The organism is Paracoccus sulfuroxidans, from assembly GCF_007830335.1.
In the GTDB taxonomy this organism is placed as follows: Bacteria; Pseudomonadota; Alphaproteobacteria; order Rhodobacterales; family Rhodobacteraceae; genus Paracoccus; species Paracoccus sulfuroxidans.
On the sequence record NZ_VLKU01000012.1, the window covers coordinates 40,214 to 55,894 of the forward strand.

Annotated in this window: 14 protein-coding genes; 8 read left to right on the forward strand and 6 right to left on the reverse strand. The window is 65.4% G+C overall.

Annotated features, from left to right (window positions below; all coding sequences use genetic code 11):
* Window positions 1–3 precede the first annotated feature (3 nt).
* Window positions 4–1,482 (reverse strand): COG4223 family protein, encoded by a 1,479-nt coding sequence (locus tag IQ24_RS16785; RefSeq protein WP_242008277.1) that lies wholly within the window; start codon window positions 1,480–1,482, stop codon window positions 4–6.
* A gap of 140 nt (window positions 1,483–1,622) precedes the next feature.
* Window positions 1,623–2,270, reverse strand: a complete 648-nt coding sequence (locus tag IQ24_RS16790; RefSeq protein ID WP_145399449.1) for a uroporphyrinogen-III synthase — start codon at window positions 2,268–2,270, stop codon at window positions 1,623–1,625.
* Window positions 2,271–2,340: 70 nt separating this feature from the next.
* Here IQ24_RS16790 and tsaD point away from each other — a divergent pair, with 70 nt between their 5' ends.
* The 5 genes from tsaD (at window position 2,341) to IQ24_RS16815 (ending at window position 6,959) form a co-directional block, all read left to right on the forward strand.
* Complete coding sequence (gene tsaD, locus IQ24_RS16795; RefSeq protein WP_145399450.1) at window positions 2,341–3,417, forward strand: tRNA (adenosine(37)-N6)-threonylcarbamoyltransferase complex transferase subunit TsaD; 1,077 nt, start codon at window positions 2,341–2,343, stop codon at window positions 3,415–3,417.
* Window positions 3,414–4,358: an NAD(P)H-dependent glycerol-3-phosphate dehydrogenase gene (locus IQ24_RS16800; RefSeq protein ID WP_145399451.1), complete on the forward strand. Its 945-nt coding sequence runs from the start codon at window positions 3,414–3,416 to the stop codon at window positions 4,356–4,358. Before tsaD ends, IQ24_RS16800 begins: the two co-directional genes overlap by 4 nt.
* A complete protein-coding gene (locus IQ24_RS16805; RefSeq protein WP_145399452.1) occupies window positions 4,355–4,630 on the forward strand; it encodes a YciI family protein in 276 nt (91 codons plus the stop codon). Before IQ24_RS16800 ends, IQ24_RS16805 begins: the two co-directional genes overlap by 4 nt.
* Window positions 4,630–5,055 (forward strand): EVE domain-containing protein, encoded by a 426-nt coding sequence (locus IQ24_RS16810; RefSeq protein WP_145399453.1) that lies wholly within the window; start codon window positions 4,630–4,632, stop codon window positions 5,053–5,055. Before IQ24_RS16805 ends, IQ24_RS16810 begins: the two co-directional genes overlap by 1 nt.
* 101 nt (window positions 5,056–5,156) lie before the next feature.
* The gene (locus tag IQ24_RS16815; protein ID WP_145399454.1) at window positions 5,157–6,959 is read left to right on the forward strand and encodes an ABC transporter transmembrane domain-containing protein; all 1,803 of its coding nucleotides are present in this window, start codon (window positions 5,157–5,159) and stop codon (window positions 6,957–6,959) included.
* Window positions 6,960–6,963: 4 nt separating this feature from the next.
* Here the strand turns inward: IQ24_RS16815 and IQ24_RS16820 are convergent, their stop codons facing one another.
* A complete protein-coding gene (locus tag IQ24_RS16820) occupies window positions 6,964–7,506 on the reverse strand; it encodes a CAP domain-containing protein (RefSeq protein ID WP_242008279.1) in 543 nt (180 codons plus the stop codon).
* Between the two features lie 172 nt (window positions 7,507–7,678).
* Here IQ24_RS16820 and lysM point away from each other — a divergent pair, with 172 nt between their 5' ends.
* The 3 genes from lysM (at window position 7,679) to IQ24_RS16835 (ending at window position 11,518) form a co-directional block, all read left to right on the forward strand.
* Window positions 7,679–8,197 carry a peptidoglycan-binding protein LysM gene (lysM, locus tag IQ24_RS16825; protein ID WP_145399455.1) on the forward strand — a complete coding sequence of 173 codons (519 nt, stop codon included), beginning with the start codon at window positions 7,679–7,681 and terminating at the stop codon, window positions 8,195–8,197.
* Window positions 8,198–8,350: 153 nt separating this feature from the next.
* Window positions 8,351–10,243 (forward strand): acyl-CoA synthetase, encoded by a 1,893-nt coding sequence (locus tag IQ24_RS16830; protein WP_145399456.1) that lies wholly within the window; start codon window positions 8,351–8,353, stop codon window positions 10,241–10,243.
* 126 nt (window positions 10,244–10,369) lie between these two features.
* Window positions 10,370–11,518: a glycosyltransferase 61 family protein gene (locus IQ24_RS16835; RefSeq protein WP_145399457.1), complete on the forward strand. Its 1,149-nt coding sequence runs from the start codon at window positions 10,370–10,372 to the stop codon at window positions 11,516–11,518.
* 63 nt (window positions 11,519–11,581) lie between these two features.
* On the opposite strand, the gene IQ24_RS16840 is transcribed toward IQ24_RS16835, so the two are convergent.
* The 3 genes from IQ24_RS16840 to IQ24_RS16850 form a co-directional block, all read right to left on the reverse strand.
* The gene (locus IQ24_RS16840) at window positions 11,582–12,961 is read right to left on the reverse strand and encodes a glycosyltransferase family 61 protein (protein ID WP_145399458.1); all 1,380 of its coding nucleotides are present in this window, start codon (window positions 12,959–12,961) and stop codon (window positions 11,582–11,584) included.
* 15 nt (window positions 12,962–12,976) lie between these two features.
* Entirely contained in the window at window positions 12,977–14,632 is a 1,656-nt protein-coding gene (ettA, locus tag IQ24_RS16845) for an energy-dependent translational throttle protein EttA (RefSeq protein ID WP_145399459.1), read from the reverse strand.
* Between the two features lie 81 nt (window positions 14,633–14,713).
* Window positions 14,714–15,571, reverse strand: a complete 858-nt coding sequence (locus IQ24_RS16850) for a sulfotransferase family protein (protein WP_145399460.1) — start codon at window positions 15,569–15,571, stop codon at window positions 14,714–14,716.
* Between the last annotated feature and the right edge of the window lie 110 nt (window positions 15,572–15,681).

Below are 15,681 nucleotides of genomic sequence, written 5' to 3' on the forward strand. Positions count from 1 at the left end.
CCCTCACTTTCCGCCGGCGGCCAAAGCGGCCAGGGCGGCATTCGCCTCGACCCAGGTGGTGGCACTGGTGGTCCAGCCCGCCATGGCCTCTTGCCCGGATGCAGGCAGGGCCGAGATCTGGCTCAGCGCGCCCGGAATATCGCCTGCGGTCACCGCCGCACCGGCGCGGGACAGGATCGCATCGGGATCGTCCCCCTCGCGCGGCTCGACCGAGCGGGCGCCGGTCTGCACGCGCAGGAAATTCCCGATGGCCCCCATCGCACCGCCTTCGCCGCCGATTTCCTTGCGCGCGGCGGCCAGGCCGTCACGGGCAGCGGCGTCAAAGCTGGCTTGCAGGGCCGACAGCGTCGGCACCTCTTGGGTCAGGACGGCGGGCGGCTCTATCCCGGCCTCGGTCAGCGCCTGAAGGGCGGATGTCCGATCGCCGCCGCTTTCCATCGCCGCCTGCAGCTGCGCAGCGGCGGCTGCCGCACGCGCCCGGCGGTTGGCGTCGCTGGCGGCCTGCTCCAGCGCCTTGGCCTGTTCCTGAGCCGAGGCGATGCGTTCTTCCGCCTGCGCCGCGACCTGAGAGATCTGCTGCTGCGCGTCTCCGGCCTGACTGGCCAGTTGCTCGATCCGCTGGGCGGTCTCGGCATCCATTGCGGGCCGCTGCTCCAGCGCCTCAAGCTGGCGCTCCTGCGCCGAGACCTGTGCGCGAAGCTGGTCCATCTCGGCCCGCAGCGCATCGGCGGATTGGGCGTCAAAGCCCGCTACCGGCTGGGTCGAGGGCGAGGCGGTCGAGGCCGGGCGGCTCGACAGCGCCGCCAGCGTGCCTTCCAAAGAGGCGAGCTTCTCCTGCTGCGCCTTCAGCGCTGCCTGAAGCTCGGTCACTTCGACCGGCGCGGTCGCAGGCGATTGCGCGGGGGCCGGGGTATCGGCCAGCAGCTGGCGCGCGGCATCGGCCCCAGCCGATGAAGCACGGGCCACGAAAGCATCATTCTGGGCGGCAAGCTCGGCCTTGGCGGCCTCGGTCCCGGCATCGCGGGCGGCCTGCATCTGCGCCTCGGGCGAGGTCGCGAAACCTGCGGGCAGCAGCGCGGGCGGCAGATGCGGCAGCGCCCAATAGGTCGCGGCGGCCCCGATCCCGGCGGCCACGACGCCGCCCAGGAACATCGGCATGAAGCCTGCCTTGCGCACCTCGACCACGCGGGTTTCGGTGCGGGTTTCCGTCCGCGCGGGCGTGACCGGCGGGACAGAGCCTGCCTGAACGGTTTCAGAAGCCTTCCCTGTCTCCGCACGCTTTTCAGCGGCCGGGCGGGATTCGGTCGAGGTGCCGACCAGCGTCGAATCGATCAGCGGCTTCGTCTCGGCGAGCTTTGCAGCCCCGGTCGTGTCCTTCGGCAGCGGGGTGTTCTTGACCACCTTGCCCGGCTCTGCGGCTTTTCCGGTCTCTGGCTTGGGGTTCTTCGCGGTTTCGCTGGAAGGTTTTTCTGGCTGTTTCACGATTTTCCCCTGTCTCTGCCTGGCTCGCTTTACGGCGGAACCGGTCTCCCGCGCCACGATGACCGAATTGCATTGCCTCCGCCAGTCGTCAGTCTAGTCGGCAGCCGGGTGGGCCTCAACCCGGACGAAACGCATATTCGTCAGGCGAGAAGCTGGCGCAGCGCGGCGATGATGCCGGGACCGTCGGGCGTGGGGGCGACGACCGCGCGTGCAAAGGGCGCGGACCAGCGATCGAGCGCCGCCTGACTGATCGCCGCCAGCCACAGGGGCGCACGGGCCGTCCCGGCCTGCGCCGCCAGGATCTGCGCGCTGCGGGGAGAGAACAGCGGCAATAGGACGCAGCGGTCACCGGCCAGCGCCTCGACTGCTGCGGCGTTCAGATCCTGCGCCACCTGATCATAGACGGTGATCCCGGTCACCGGCAGCGCGCGTGCAACATGCGTGCCATGTGGATGTACCCAAGTCGGGCCCAGGTCCTGCAGCATGGGCATCATCCGGTCGGCATCGCCCGGCCCCACCGTCACATCAAAGCCTGCATTGCGCGCGGCTTCAGCCGTTGCGGGACCCACGCAGATCGCCGGGCGCCCGCGCCCCTGCCCTGCCGCAGGGACCGCGTTGACCGAGGTCAGGACCATGCCCTTAGCCCGCTCTAGCACCAAAGGATCATGCGCGACCGGCACGATGCGCATGATCGGAGAGATCAGCACCTCAAGACCCAGATCGGCGATCTGCCCGGCAAAGCGGCGGGACAGGGGGTCGGGGCGGGTCAGAAGCAGCAGCGGCGGCATGGCAATCGTCAGATCAAGGTGATAATCCGGTCCTGCCTAGGCGCTGGACGCCTGCGGAACAAGGAAAACCATGACGCAGCCCCTGCACCTGACCTTTCTGGGCATCGAAAGCAGTTGTGACGACACCGCCGCCGCGGTGGTGCGTGGCGACGGCACGATCCTGGCCTCGGTCGTGGCCGGGCAGACGGCACTGCATGAGAATTTCGGCGGCGTCGTCCCCGAGATCGCCGCGCGCGCCCATGCCGAAAAGCTGGACCTCTGCGTCGAGGAAGCGCTGGCGACGGCAGGGCTGACGCTGGCCGCGCTGGACGGCATCGCGGTGACCGCCGGGCCGGGGCTGATCGGCGGGGTGCTGTCGGGCGTCATGCTGGCTAAGGGGATCGCGGCGGGCAGCGGGCTGCCGCTGGTCGGCGTCAACCATCTGGCCGGGCACGCCCTGACGCCGCGCCTGACCGATGGCGTGAGCTATCCTTACCTGATGCTGCTGGTCTCGGGCGGGCATTGCCAGTTCCTGCATGTCGCGGGGCCGGATCGTTTCACCCGCCTTGGCGGCACCATCGACGATGCCCCGGGCGAGGCATTCGACAAGGTGGCGAAGCTTCTGGGCCTGCCGCAACCGGGCGGCCCTGCGGTCGAGGCGGCGGCCGCGCGCGGCGATGCCAAGCGCTTCCCCCTGCCCCGGCCGCTGCTGGACAAGCCCGGCTGCGACATGAGCTTTTCGGGCCTGAAGACCGCCGTCCTGCGCCTGCGCGACGATCTGGTCGCCCGCCAAAGCGGCCTGCATGAGCAGGACCGCGACGATATCTGCGCCGCCTTTCAGGCCGCCGTGGCCGATGTCCTGGCCGAGAAGACCCGGCGCGCGCTGGCCGCCATGCCCGCGCCCGTGCTGGCCGTGGCGGGCGGCGTTGCCGCAAACCAGCGCCTGCGCGCCGCGCTTCAGGCCGTCGCCGAGGAAGCCGGGGCCAGTTTCGTCGCCCCGCCGCTGCGTCTTTGCACCGACAATGCCGCGATGATCGCCTGGGCCGGAATCGAGGCTTTCGGGACTGGCCAGCGTGACGGCATGGACCTTGCCGCGCGGCCCCGCTGGCCGCTGGACCAGAACGCCGCCCCGATGCTGGGTGCGGGCAAGAAAGGGGCCAAAGCATGAGCGTTGCGGTGATCGGCGCGGGGGCCTTTGGCACGGCGCTGGCGGTCTCGCTGGCGGCAAAAGGGCCGGTGACACTGTGGGGTCGCGACACCGGCTGGTCAGAGAGCCGCGAAAACCCGCGCCTGCCGGGGGTCACTCTGCCCGCGAATATCCACGTCACCTCGGATCTGGCGCAGATCACGCAGCAGACCGTGCTGCTGGCCCTGCCCGCGCAAAGCCTTGGCGGCTTTCTGGCGGCCGAGGGCGCGCGCCTTGACGGGCGCAATCTGGTCAGCTGCGCCAAGGGCATTGATCTCGGCACGCTGGAAGGCCCCTCGGTCCTGATCCGCGCGGCCTGCCCTGCGGCCATCGTCGCCGTGCTGACCGGGCCGTCCTTCGCCGCCGATATCGCGCGCGGACTGCCCACCGCGCTGACGCTGGCCTGCGCCGATGCGGATGCCGCGAAGGCGCTGCAACATCAGCTCTCGACGCCGAACCTGCGGCTTTACCGCACGACCGATGTGGCGGGCGCCGAAATGGGCGGCGCGCTGAAGAATGTCATTGCCATCGCCGCAGGTGCCGCCATCGGCGCGGGCTATGGCGACAGCGCCCGCGCCGCCGTCATCACCCGTGGCTTTGCCGAGATGCAGCGCCTCGCCGCCGCCATGCAGGCCCAGCCCGAGACGCTGGCGGGCCTTTCCGGCCTGGGCGATCTGGTGCTGACCTGCACATCAGAGCAGTCACGCAATTTCCGCTATGGTCAGGCGCTTGGCGCGGGCCGCGATTTCGATGCCCGCACCACGGTGGAAGGCGCGGCGACCGCCCGCGCCGTCGCCGCACTGGCCGCACGCCTTGGGCTGGACCTGCCGATCTCGACCCTGATCGCCGGTCTTGCCGAGGGGCGCATCGCCATGGAACAAGCCCTGCAAATCTTGCTGAACAGACCCCTGAAGGAGGAATGATGCCGCTTTTTGCCGTGATCTGCCGCGACCGCGCGGGCCATCTGCAAACCCGCCTCGACACGCGCGAGGCGCATCTGGCCTTTCTGGGCAGCCAGCCCGGCCTGAAGGCCGCCGGTCCGCTGATCGAGGACGGAGAGATGCGCGGCTCGCTTCTGATCGTCGAGGCCGAGACCTTGACCAGCGTCAAGGACTGGGTGGCGCAGGACCCCTATAAGGCGGCGGATCTGTTCGCCTCGGTCGAGGTGATCGAGTGGAAGAAGGTGATCGGCTGATGGCCTACTGGCTTTTCAAATCCGAACCCGACGTGTTCGGCTTCGACGACCTGATCGCCAAGGGCGACAAGGGCGAGGAATGGGACGGCGTGCGCAACTATCAGGCGCGCAACAACATGCGCGCCATGCAGGTGGGTGATCAGGGCTTCTTCTATCACTCGAACATCGGCAAGGAAGTCGTGGGCATCGCCGAGGTGATCGCCCTTGCCCATCCCGATTCGACCGCCGATGACCCGAAGTGGGAATGCGTCGACATTCGCGCGGTGTCCCGCGTCGTGCGCCCCGTCACGCTGGATGAGGCAAAGGCCGAGCCCCGGCTGAAGGACATGGTGCTGGTCAACAACTCGCGCCTGTCGGTCCAGCCGGTCTCTGAGGCCGAGTGGAAGGCGATCCTCGACATGGCGGGCGGGACGAAAGCCCTATAGGCGCAAGCGCCCGATCCGACACAGCTTTGAACGACACCCCGACCCGCGCCATGCGGGCGGGCGGCGGGGAAGGCTCCCCGCATCTGCATGAAGGAAGACCGATGGCACGCGGCACGACGATCATGGCTGACCGGCCGACCACCAAGCGCGTGGGCGCATTGCGCGCGCTCTGGCCATTCCTGCGTCCCTATCACCGTCTGATGCTGGGGGCGTTCATCGCGCTGGTGCTGACCGCCTCGATCAGCCTTGTGCTGCCGGTCGCGGTGCGCCGGGTCGTCGACGGCTTCGGCGAACGGACCGAGCTGCTGGATGAATATTTCTTCGCCGCCCTGACCTTCGTGCTGCTGCTGTCGCTGGGCACGGGCCTGCGCTATTTCCTGGTGACCCGGCTGGGCGAACGCGTCGTGGCCGACATCCGCAAGGCGGTCTTTGGCCGCGTCATCACCATGAGCCCCTCGTTCTATGAACGCATCCTGACCGGGGAAATCATCAGCCGCATCACCACTGACACGACGCTGATTCTGTCGGTCATCGGCTCTTCCGTGTCGATCGCGCTGCGCAACATGTTCATCCTTGCGGGCGGCATGGCGATGCTGATCTGGACCTCGCCCAAGCTTTCTGGGCTGGTGCTGCTGCTGGTTCCGGTCGTCGTCGTGCCCATCGTCGTGCTGGGACGCAGGCTGCGCAAACTCTCGCGCGAGAATCAGGACTGGATCGCGGCTTCCTCGGGCGCGGCATCGGAAAGCCTGCTCTCCGCGCAGACGGTGCAGGCCTTCACGCATGAGGACGCCACCCGGGCCGAGTTCGACCGCGTGACCGAGCTTTCCTTCGGTGCCGCCCTGAAGCGGGTGAAAACCCGCACGGTGATGACGGTCATCGTCATTTTCCTCGCCTTCTCGGGCGTGCTGGGCATCCTTTGGGTGGGCGCGCGCGACGTCCGCGCCGAGATCATGTCGGTGGGCGAGCTGGTGCAGTTCGTCATCTATGCGGTGATGGTCGCGGGCGCGGTGGGCGCGCTTTCCGAGATCTGGGGCGAGCTGCAGCGCGCCGCCGGGGCGACCGAGCGCCTGACCGAACTGCTGACGGTTCAGGATCAGCTGTCGGACCCCGCCCATCCCATCCCGCTGCCCCGTCCGGTGCAGGGCCGGATCGGCTTTGACGACGTGACCTTCCACTATCCCTCACGCCCCGACATGTCGGCGCTGGAGGGCATGTCGCTGCAGATCGCCCCGGGCGAGACCGTGGCGCTGGTCGGCCCCTCGGGCGCGGGCAAGACGACGGTGATCCAGCTGCTTCTGCGCTTCTGGGACCCGCAATCGGGGGCCGTGCGCATCGACGGGATCGACCTGCGCGACATGGCGCGCGACGATTTCCGCGAGGCGATCTCTCTGGTGCCGCAGGACCCGGTGATCTTCGCCGCCACCGCGCGCGAGAACATCCGCTTCGGCCGCCCCGACGCCACCGACGCACAGGTCGAGGCCGCCGCCCGTGCCGCCCATGCGCATGATTTCCTGATGGACCTGCCGCAGGGCTATGACAGCTATGTGGGTGAACGCGGCGTGATGCTGTCGGGCGGCCAGAAGCAGCGCATCGCCATTGCCCGCGCCATCCTGCGGGACGCGCCGATCCTGCTTCTGGATGAGGCGACCAGCGCGCTCGACGCCGAATCCGAGCGTCTGGTGCAGCAGGCCGTCGACCGGCTGGCCGAAACCCGCACGACCATCATCGTGGCGCATCGTCTGGCGACGGTGAAAAAGGCCGACCGCATCATCGTCTTTGAACATGGCCGCATCGTGGCGCAGGGCCGGCACGAGGAACTGGTGGCGCAGGGCGGGCTTTACGCGCGCCTCGCCCGCCTGCAGTTCACCGCAGGCCTGGCCGAGGCGGATGCGCTGACCGAGTGACGCCTTAGTGGCGGCGCGCCCGTGGCGCGCTATAGACGGCAGCCCAGTATTCGGTCTTGCCATCGGCCCCGATGGCGCGACCCACGCCGTATTCGCTGATCTGCGGGATCAGGATATTGGCCAGATGCCCGGTCGAGGCCTCCCATGCGGCATGCACCGCCGCGTGGGTAAAGGGCCCCGCCGCAATGTTTTCCGCCGTAATCCCGGGCGCATAGCCCACCGCACGCACCCGCTGGGACGGGCCCGAGGTGCCGCTGCCGCGATGGCTCATCACGCCGCGCCGGGCCATGTCGCAGGCGTGGCGCGCCGCCGCCTCGGCCAGCTTGGCATTGGCGCGCACCGGCGGCAGGCCCCGTGCCCGGCGCACCGATGAGGTGGCCTCGGCCCCCGAGGCATTGTCGCGGCTGCTGGTGGCAAGGCAGCGCACCGCACCCGCCTGTTTTTCATTCTGCCGGACGCTTCCGTTCGCATCGGCCGAAATGGCGCCCGCTGCCAGAACGACGACCACAGCCGTCGCCCCCGAAACGAGCTTGCTAAGCATCTTCATATGAAGCGTAATTCCCGTAAGTTCTGATGCTGCAGAAGCTACTCGGACCAGCTTACCATTTAAACCACAGGTTGTTTAAAATGAAAGCGACTGCGTTGTGACGCGGTTTTTATAGCGGGAACCACCCCGTCCGGAAAGCGTTCGGACAAGCATAGGCAAGAAAGGACCGATCATGGCCATCTGGGATTTCGTCAAGGACGCGGGCAAATCGATCTTCGGGTCAGAGGCCAAGGCGGCCGAGGCCCCCAAGAATCCGGCACCGCAGGGTGCCACTCAGGCAGCCGCCCCCGCCCCCAGCGACACTGATCGCAAGGTCGCCGCGTTGAAGCAGGAACTGGTGCAGCTGGGCCTGACCAGCAAGGACGTCCACCTGACGCTGCGCGGTGATACCGTGGTCATCACCGGCAAGGCCGCCGATCAGGAAACGCTGGAAAAGCTGATCCTCGCGGTCGGCAACATCAAGGGGATTGCGCGGGTCGAACTGGCCGAACCGGCGCTGGCCAAGGCCGATACCCCCGTGCGCGAGCCGGTGTTCCACACCGTCAAGAAGGGCGAGAACCTCTCGGCCATCGCCCAGCACTATCTGGGCAAGGCCAGCCGCTATCGCGAGATTTTCGAGGCAAACAAGCCCATGCTCAGCGATCCCGACAAGATCTATCCGGGCCAGATGCTGCGCATCCCGCAAGACTGACCTTCCCCTAGGACAGCCCTGCTGACGCAGCGTTGCAAGACGGGCAAGCGCCCCGGTGGTGCTTGCCTGCCGGGGCGCTTTGCGGCCATGGTTGAGTGGTCAATCGGGACGTTGCATGATCCCGACGCAGCAAAGATCCTTGGGAGGAGATATATGACCGTGTTCGCGGGAAAGGCTGATCGAGATACTGTCGAGAATGAGATGCCCTATGAGGCACGCGGTCTTCCGACGACGATCTATCAGTTGCTGACCCAGACGCGGGACAAGTTCCCCGACCGCCCGGCGATCAGCTTTCAGCTATTCTCGGACCCGAATGCCCGCGCGGTCACACTGAACTGGACCGAGCTGCATGAGCGCGTGACCGAAACCGCGAATGTCTTTCACAGCCTTGGCATCGGCCCCAAGGATGTCGTGGCTTACCTTCTGCCCAACAGCATCGAGACGCCGATTGTCCTGCTGGCCGGGGCCACGGCGGGCATCGTCAGCCCGATCAACCCGCTGCTGGATGCCGACCAGATCGGTGGCATCCTGCGCGACAGCGGCGCGAAAGTGCTGGTGACGCTGAAGTCCTTCCCGAAATCCGATGTCGCGCAGAAGGCAGCGGCGGCAGTCGCGCTGGCTCCGAATGTCCAGACGGTGCTGGAGATCGACCTGCGCCACTATCTGACCGGCGTAAAACGCCTGCTGGTACCGCTGCTGCGGCCCAAGGTGCCCACCCGCCATCACGCGAACATCGTCGATTTCGAGGCCGCTGCCAGCGCGCAGCGCCACAATCGCCTGCTGTTCGAGGAAGGCACCGAAGATCGCGTCGCCGCCCATTTCCACACCGGCGGCACGACGGGCCTGCCGAAGGTCGCGCAGCACAAATTCTCGGGCATGATCTACAACGGCTGGCTGGGGGCAGAGCTGCTTTTCACCGAAACGGATGTGCTGATCTGCCCGCTGCCGCTGTTCCACGTCTTCGCGGCCTATCCGATCCTGATGTCCTGTCTGTCCTCGGGCGCGCATATGGTCCTGCCGACGCCCGCAGGCTATCGCGGCGATGGCGTCTTCGACAATTTCTGGAAGCTGATCGAGCGCTGGCAGGTCACCTTCCTGATCACCGTGCCGACGGCAATCTCGGCGCTGTTGCAGCGCCCGGTGAACGCCGATGTCTCCAGCCTGCGCACGGCGATCTCGGGCTCGGCCCCGCTGCCGATCGAGCTTTACAACCGCTTCAAGGCCGCGACCGGCGTCGAGATCGCCGAGGGCTATGGCCTGACCGAGGCGACCTGTCTGGTGTCGTGCAACCCGGTCGACGGGCTGAAGAAGGTGGGCTCGGTCGGCCTGCCCCTGCCCTATACCGAGGTGCGCATCCTGCGCCCCGACGGGCCGGGCCGCTTCGTCGAATGTCCGCAGGGCGAGGTGGGCGAGATCTGCATCTCGAACCCCGGCGTCTTCGAAGGCTCGACCTATACCGAGATCGACAAGAACCGCGATCTGTTCGCCGATGGCCGCTTCCTGCGGACGGGCGATCTGGGGCGCGTCGATGAGGACGGCTATCTGTGGATCACCGGCCGCGCCAAGGACCTGATCATTCGCGGCGGCCACAACATCGACCCGGCCGAGATCGAAGAGGCGCTGCTGGCCCATCCTGGCGTTGCCTTTGCGGGCGCCATCGGCCAGCCCGACGCTTTCGCGGGCGAACTGCCCTGCGCCTATGTCGAGCTGGTCAAGGGGGCCACCGCCACCGTTGAGGAGCTGACCGAATTCGCCCGTGGCCACATCCACGAACGCGCGGCCATTCCGAAATACATCGAAATCCTGCCCGAACTGCCCAAGACGGCGGTCGGCAAGATCTTCAAACCCGACCTGCGCAAGATGGCGATCAAGCGCGTCTACAGCCAGGCTTTGGCCGAGGCGGGCGTACCCGCCACAGTTGCAGAGGTCATCGACGACCCCAAGAACGGGTTGGTCGCCATCCTGACCGCCTCGGGGTCGGTGGATGAGCCGAAACTGCAGGAAGTGCTGGGTCAGTTCACCCGCCCGTGGAAGTGGAAAAACTGACCCGAACGGACCAATTTGCCACATAGCAGCAAGATCGCGCCGCGTCATTTGCGGCGTTATCTTGTTTTTAGGCGAATTCACGCCTAAAGTTGCCTCTTTCGCGGCATTCGGTCATAGGGTTTTCATATGCTTGATCTTCAGAACGAGTCGGACGATCTGGTCCTGATCGAGAACGCCCTGGTGATCCCCCCGCTCCCCAAAGGGTTGAGCAAGTGGCAGCCCTCGGGTGTTCTGGACAGCGACGGACGGTTCGTTCAGAACTCGGTCAGCTGGTCCAGCTCGACGCTTGTCGTGAACTCGGAACCCGAGATCCCGGACGCCAATGCCATTCAGGACCTGCCGGGCACGCATATGTTCGCGGGCATCAGCTATGGCCATTTCGGCCATTTCATCACCGAAAGCATGACCCGCATCTGGGCGCTGGATGAGCTGCGCGACAAGATCGACGGGCTGGTCTTCACCCCCAAGATCCAGATGAAGGACAACCTGCGCCCGTTCGAGGTTTATCAGGACCTGACCCGCCATCTGGGTCTGGACGGCATCAAGATCACCTGCCCCGCCACGCCCCTTCGGGTCGAGCGGCTGTATGTCCCGAAACAGGGCTTCGGCTTGGGTGATCTGACCGGCGGCAGCCGAAAGTTCCGCAATTATATCAACGCCCATGCCGGCAAGAATGTCGCGCCGAAAGGGCCGAAGAAGGTCTATATCTCGCGCTCGCTGCTGCCTCCGGGGCGTGGCGGGCTGCTGGGTGAGGCCAAGCTGGAGGCCTATCTGGCGGCCGAGGGCTATCACATCTTCCACCCGCAGCGCGAACCGAAGCTGGATCAGCTGGCGCAGTACAAGGCAGCCGAGCATGTGATCTCGGTCGATTGCTCGCCCCTGCATCTGATCGGCTATGTCGGCCATGAAAGCCAGAAGGTCGCCATCCTGCGCCGCCGCAGCATGGAATTCGGTGAGCTGTTCGAGCGTCAGCTGGGCGGCTTCAAAGGCATTCGCTGCTATCAGATCGACGCGCTGCAGAACGACTGGCTGCCGGTGAACACCGGACGGCCCAGCCGCAGCTCTTTCGGTGAGGTCAAGCTGAGCGAGATCTATCGCATGCTGCGTGAGGCCGGGATGATCCAGAGCGACGTGCCGTGGGAGGATCTGACCCTGGAAGAGCGCAATGCCGACCTGCACCGGATCGAGAAGCATCACGAACTGGGCTTCAAGCCTTTCAAAGCCGATGACAGCTTCCAGACCAGCATCGAGGCGAAAGAGCCCGAAAAGGCCTGAGCCGCCCCAGCCCGACATCAGAAACCCGGCCGTTCCGACGCGCCGGGTTTTTCATTGGTGATCTCAGGTGAACTGCCCCTCGGCGGCCAGACGGCAGATCGTGTCGATTGCCCGATCGCCCAGCCGCACGCCCACCAGCCCGTCGTTGATCGAAGGGACGTCCGAGGGATCATCGGTCGCGGTATCGGCGAAGACGATGGAATAGCGGCAACCCGAGGCATGGGCATTGCCCAGAAAATCGCCCCAGCGGTGGAATTGCGTCAGCACCGAGCCGACCTCGATCACATGCGCATCGGGGTTCGCGAACATCATGTTCGCGAAGAACGCCCCATGGGCCGAGCCGATGACCTCGGCCGCGTAAACGGCGGCGATCTGCTCGAGCGGGCTCATGTTTTCGAAATAGACCTGCTCGAACCCCTGTTCGCGCAGGCGGGCGACCAGCTTCTCTTCGCCGATCATCTGGCGCTGGTTCACGGTATGGGCCTCGGGATCACGGCTGACCCAGATCCGCTTGGGCATCTTGTCCAGATCCGCTTGCGAGATCATCGTCAGCGCCCGTTCCCGCAGCAGCCTCAGCGAGACGTCATAGGTGTTCTTCAGGATAAACTTGCGCCGCTGCGTATGCGGCGAGACCGTTTCCCACTCAGGGTCGGTCGGCGTATCCGCGACCAGTGAGCGGATGCGCGCATCACCACTCGCATAGATCATGTGGCGGAAGTTCAGCGGCAGGTTCACCCGCTCATATTCCGAGGCCTTGGCAGTGAATTCGATGCTGCCCGCCAGTTCGGGGAACAGCGCCTCGATGAACCGGGCCGAGAAGCGCGAGGGGTCATCATTGCGGCAATGAATGGTGATCTGCTCGGGCGGCGCGGCGGCGTAATGGACCAGCTGCGGCAGCGTCTCGGTCATGAAGTGATAGAAGTTCGTGCGGTTCCGGCATTCGATCCCAACCGGAATGCTGGCCGAGGCCAGCGGCCACAGCGGCAGATCGACGGAGGTGTCGCGCCGGGCGTGGTTGAAGAAGCGGTTCGTGCGCCGATAGGCCTGCGTGCCGGGGTTCTGCTTCAGATAGCGCGAATAGCTGCGGTCGCCCGCCGCGCCATTGGGCAGGAATTTGCCATTCACCTGCGCATTGCCACCCCGAAAAACCACATTCGAGGCGATGACCGGAACGGTATTCGTCTCGAACACCACCGGCACGGCCTCGTGCCAGCGGGGTTCAAGGTTGCGTTCAATGACGCCCTGCACTGCCGGATAATCGCTGCAGGCATATTGCCGGACGCGGGCGCCGCTGACCGGCCTGATCAGCCAGTCGAGGTTTTGCAGCGTCCAAAGGCCCTTGTCCCGCCCGACGACGAAGAAATAGTCGCGGGGCGGGCTGGTCCAGCGACCAGCCGCCTGATCTTCATCTGCAGCTTTCTCAGAGGTCTTCGTCTTGGGCATCAGGTCCGATCAGTCTCAGCGTGTGAATTTCTTGTATTTCACGCGCTTCGGCTCGATCGAATCCGGGCCAAGGCGGCGGACCTTGTCGGCTTCATAGTCTTCGAAGTTGCCTTCGAACCACTCGACATGGGCGTCACCCTCAAAGGCTAGGATGTGCGTGCAGAGACGGTCAAGGAAGAAGCGGTCGTGTGAGATGATAACCGCGCATCCCGCGAAATCCTCCAGCGCCGCTTCCAACGCCTGCAGCGTTTCGACGTCCAGATCGTTGGTCGGTTCGTCGAGCAGCAGGACGTTGCCGCCCGATTTCAGCAGTTTCGCCATATGGACGCGGTTGCGTTCACCACCCGAGAGCAGGCCCACCTTCTTCTGCTGGTCGCCGCCCTTGAAGTTGAAGGACGAGCAATAGGCCCGGCTGTTGACCTGCGCATCGCCCAGATCGATCAGCTCTGCCCCGCCCGAGATCTCTTCCCAGACGGTCTTGTTCGGGTCCAGCGCGTCACGCGACTGGTCGACATAGGAAAGCTGGACCGTATCACCATAGGTGATCTGGCCTGCGTCAGGCGTCTCATTCCCGGTCAGCATCTTGAACAGCGTCGATTTACCGGCGCCGTTCGGGCCGATCACGCCGACAATGCCGCCCGGCGGCAGGCTGAAGGTCAGATCCTCGATCAGCAGCTTGTCGCCCATGGCCTTCTTGAGCCCCTCGACCTCGATCACCTTGCCGCCAAGGCGCTGGCCGTTCGGGATGATGATCTGGGCGTTGGACAGCTTCTCACGCTCGGACTTGCCGGCCAGCTCGTTATAGGCGTTGATCCGCGCCTTCTGCTTGGCCTGACGGGCCTTGGCGCCTGCCCGGATCCACTCGAGTTCGCGTTCCAGCGTCTTCTGCTTGGCCTTGTCCTCGCGGGCTTCCTGCTCAAGGCGTTTCGCCTTCTGCTCAAGCCATGCGGAATAGTTGCCCTCATACGGGATGCCGCGGCCACGGTCGAGTTCCAGGATCCAGCCGGTGATGTCGTCAAGGAAGTAGCGGTCGTGGGTCACGATCAGGATCGTGCCGGGATATTCGATCAGGTGCTTTTGCAGCCAGGCGATGGTTTCCGCGTCCAGGTGGTTGGTCGGTTCGTCCAGGAGCAGCATGTCCGGCGCTTCCAGCAGCAGCTTGCAGAGCGCGACCCGGCGACGCTCACCACCCGAAAGGCTTTCGACATCGGCATCGTCGGGCGGGCAGCGCAGGGCCTCCATCGCGACGTCGATCTGGCTGTCCAGATCCCACAGGTTCTCGGCGTCGATCTCGTCCTGCAGCTTCGCCATCTCATCGGCGGTCTCGTCCGAGTAGTTCATCGCCAGTTCATTATAGCGATCAAGCTTGGCCTTCTTGGCCGCGACGCCCAGCATGACGTTTTCGCGCACGTTCAGCGCCGGGTCCAGATGCGGCTCCTGCGGCAGATAGCCCACGGTCGCGCCCTTGGCGGCCCAGGCCTCGCCGGTGAAATCCTTGTCCATGCCCGCCATGATGCGCAACAGCGAGGATTTACCCGCGCCGTTGACACCGACGACGCCGATCTTGACGCCCGGCAGGAAGTTCAGGTGGATGTTCTCGAACACCTTCTTGCCACCGGCATAGGCCTTGGTGACCCCGTCCATGTGGTAAACGAACTGGTAAGAGGCCATGATATTTCCTCGTGATTGTTTCTTGACGTTGTCTGGCTGGTTGAGGGCTATGTAGGCGAGCCCCGCTGAAAGGGAAAGCTTTCACCGCAAAAGAGCGTTGAATTCTGGCCCGAAGGTCTGTTCCAGAAAGCGGAACTGGGGACGAAGCTTGGCGCGCAGCGCCGCGCGCGCCTGTTCGGGCACCGAAAGCCCCGGTTTCGACGGGAACACCTTCTGATCAAGCTTGCGGTATTCGTAAGGAGGAAGGTCCAGAAACGCCTCGACCTGGCGCATCAGCCCTTCCGGATCGGCGGCGATCTGGCCAAAGGGCAGGATCAACAGCCGGTCGGGGCCGAAATGCGCGCTCCAGCGCGGTACGTAAGTTGCGTAATCGCCCCGGTCCAGCAGCACCGGGTCCTCGATCTCATTCAGCCAGTCCGAGACAGTCTGCGGCTTTCGCTTGGCTCGGGTGATGTTCATCTTCAACTGCGAGATCGCCCGGTCGACCGGGTGGCGGATGACATAGATGAACTTCGCCTTGGGCAGGAACTTGGCTACAAAGGCCACGCCTTCCTCTGGCAGGGTCGAGTATTCCGGCGTCACATCCATCGGCAGCGCATCGTCGGGCGCGGGCGCGAAGGCCTGCTTGTACCAGTGGTTGGTGAACATCGGCTCGCGCGTCATGCGGTCCAGATAGCGCCGAAGCGCCTCGGGCATCTCTTCGTTGCGGCTGTCATAGCCCTGCTGGATCACCAGTTTCGAGCGTCGGAAATGCCAGGGCAGCCAGCTGCGATGTTCCTCGATATAGCGGTGGTTGAAGAACTGCATCTCTTTGAAGGGCGGGGCCCAGACATGCGGATGCTGGCCCAGCTTCTGGCTGAGCCAGGTGGTTCCGGCCTTTTGCGCCCCGATGCCGATGATGGCGGGCTTGCGCGGTTTGCCTTCGCTGTTCCACTGCACGGGTCTTGTCCTGTCCTTGCGGGGCCTTTTTGTCGTCCTCCGCCTGTCTAGGCCACGGCGTTTCAGGGGAAAAGCAAGAAACTTGCCCGCCCAAGCGGACCGCCCTCGTG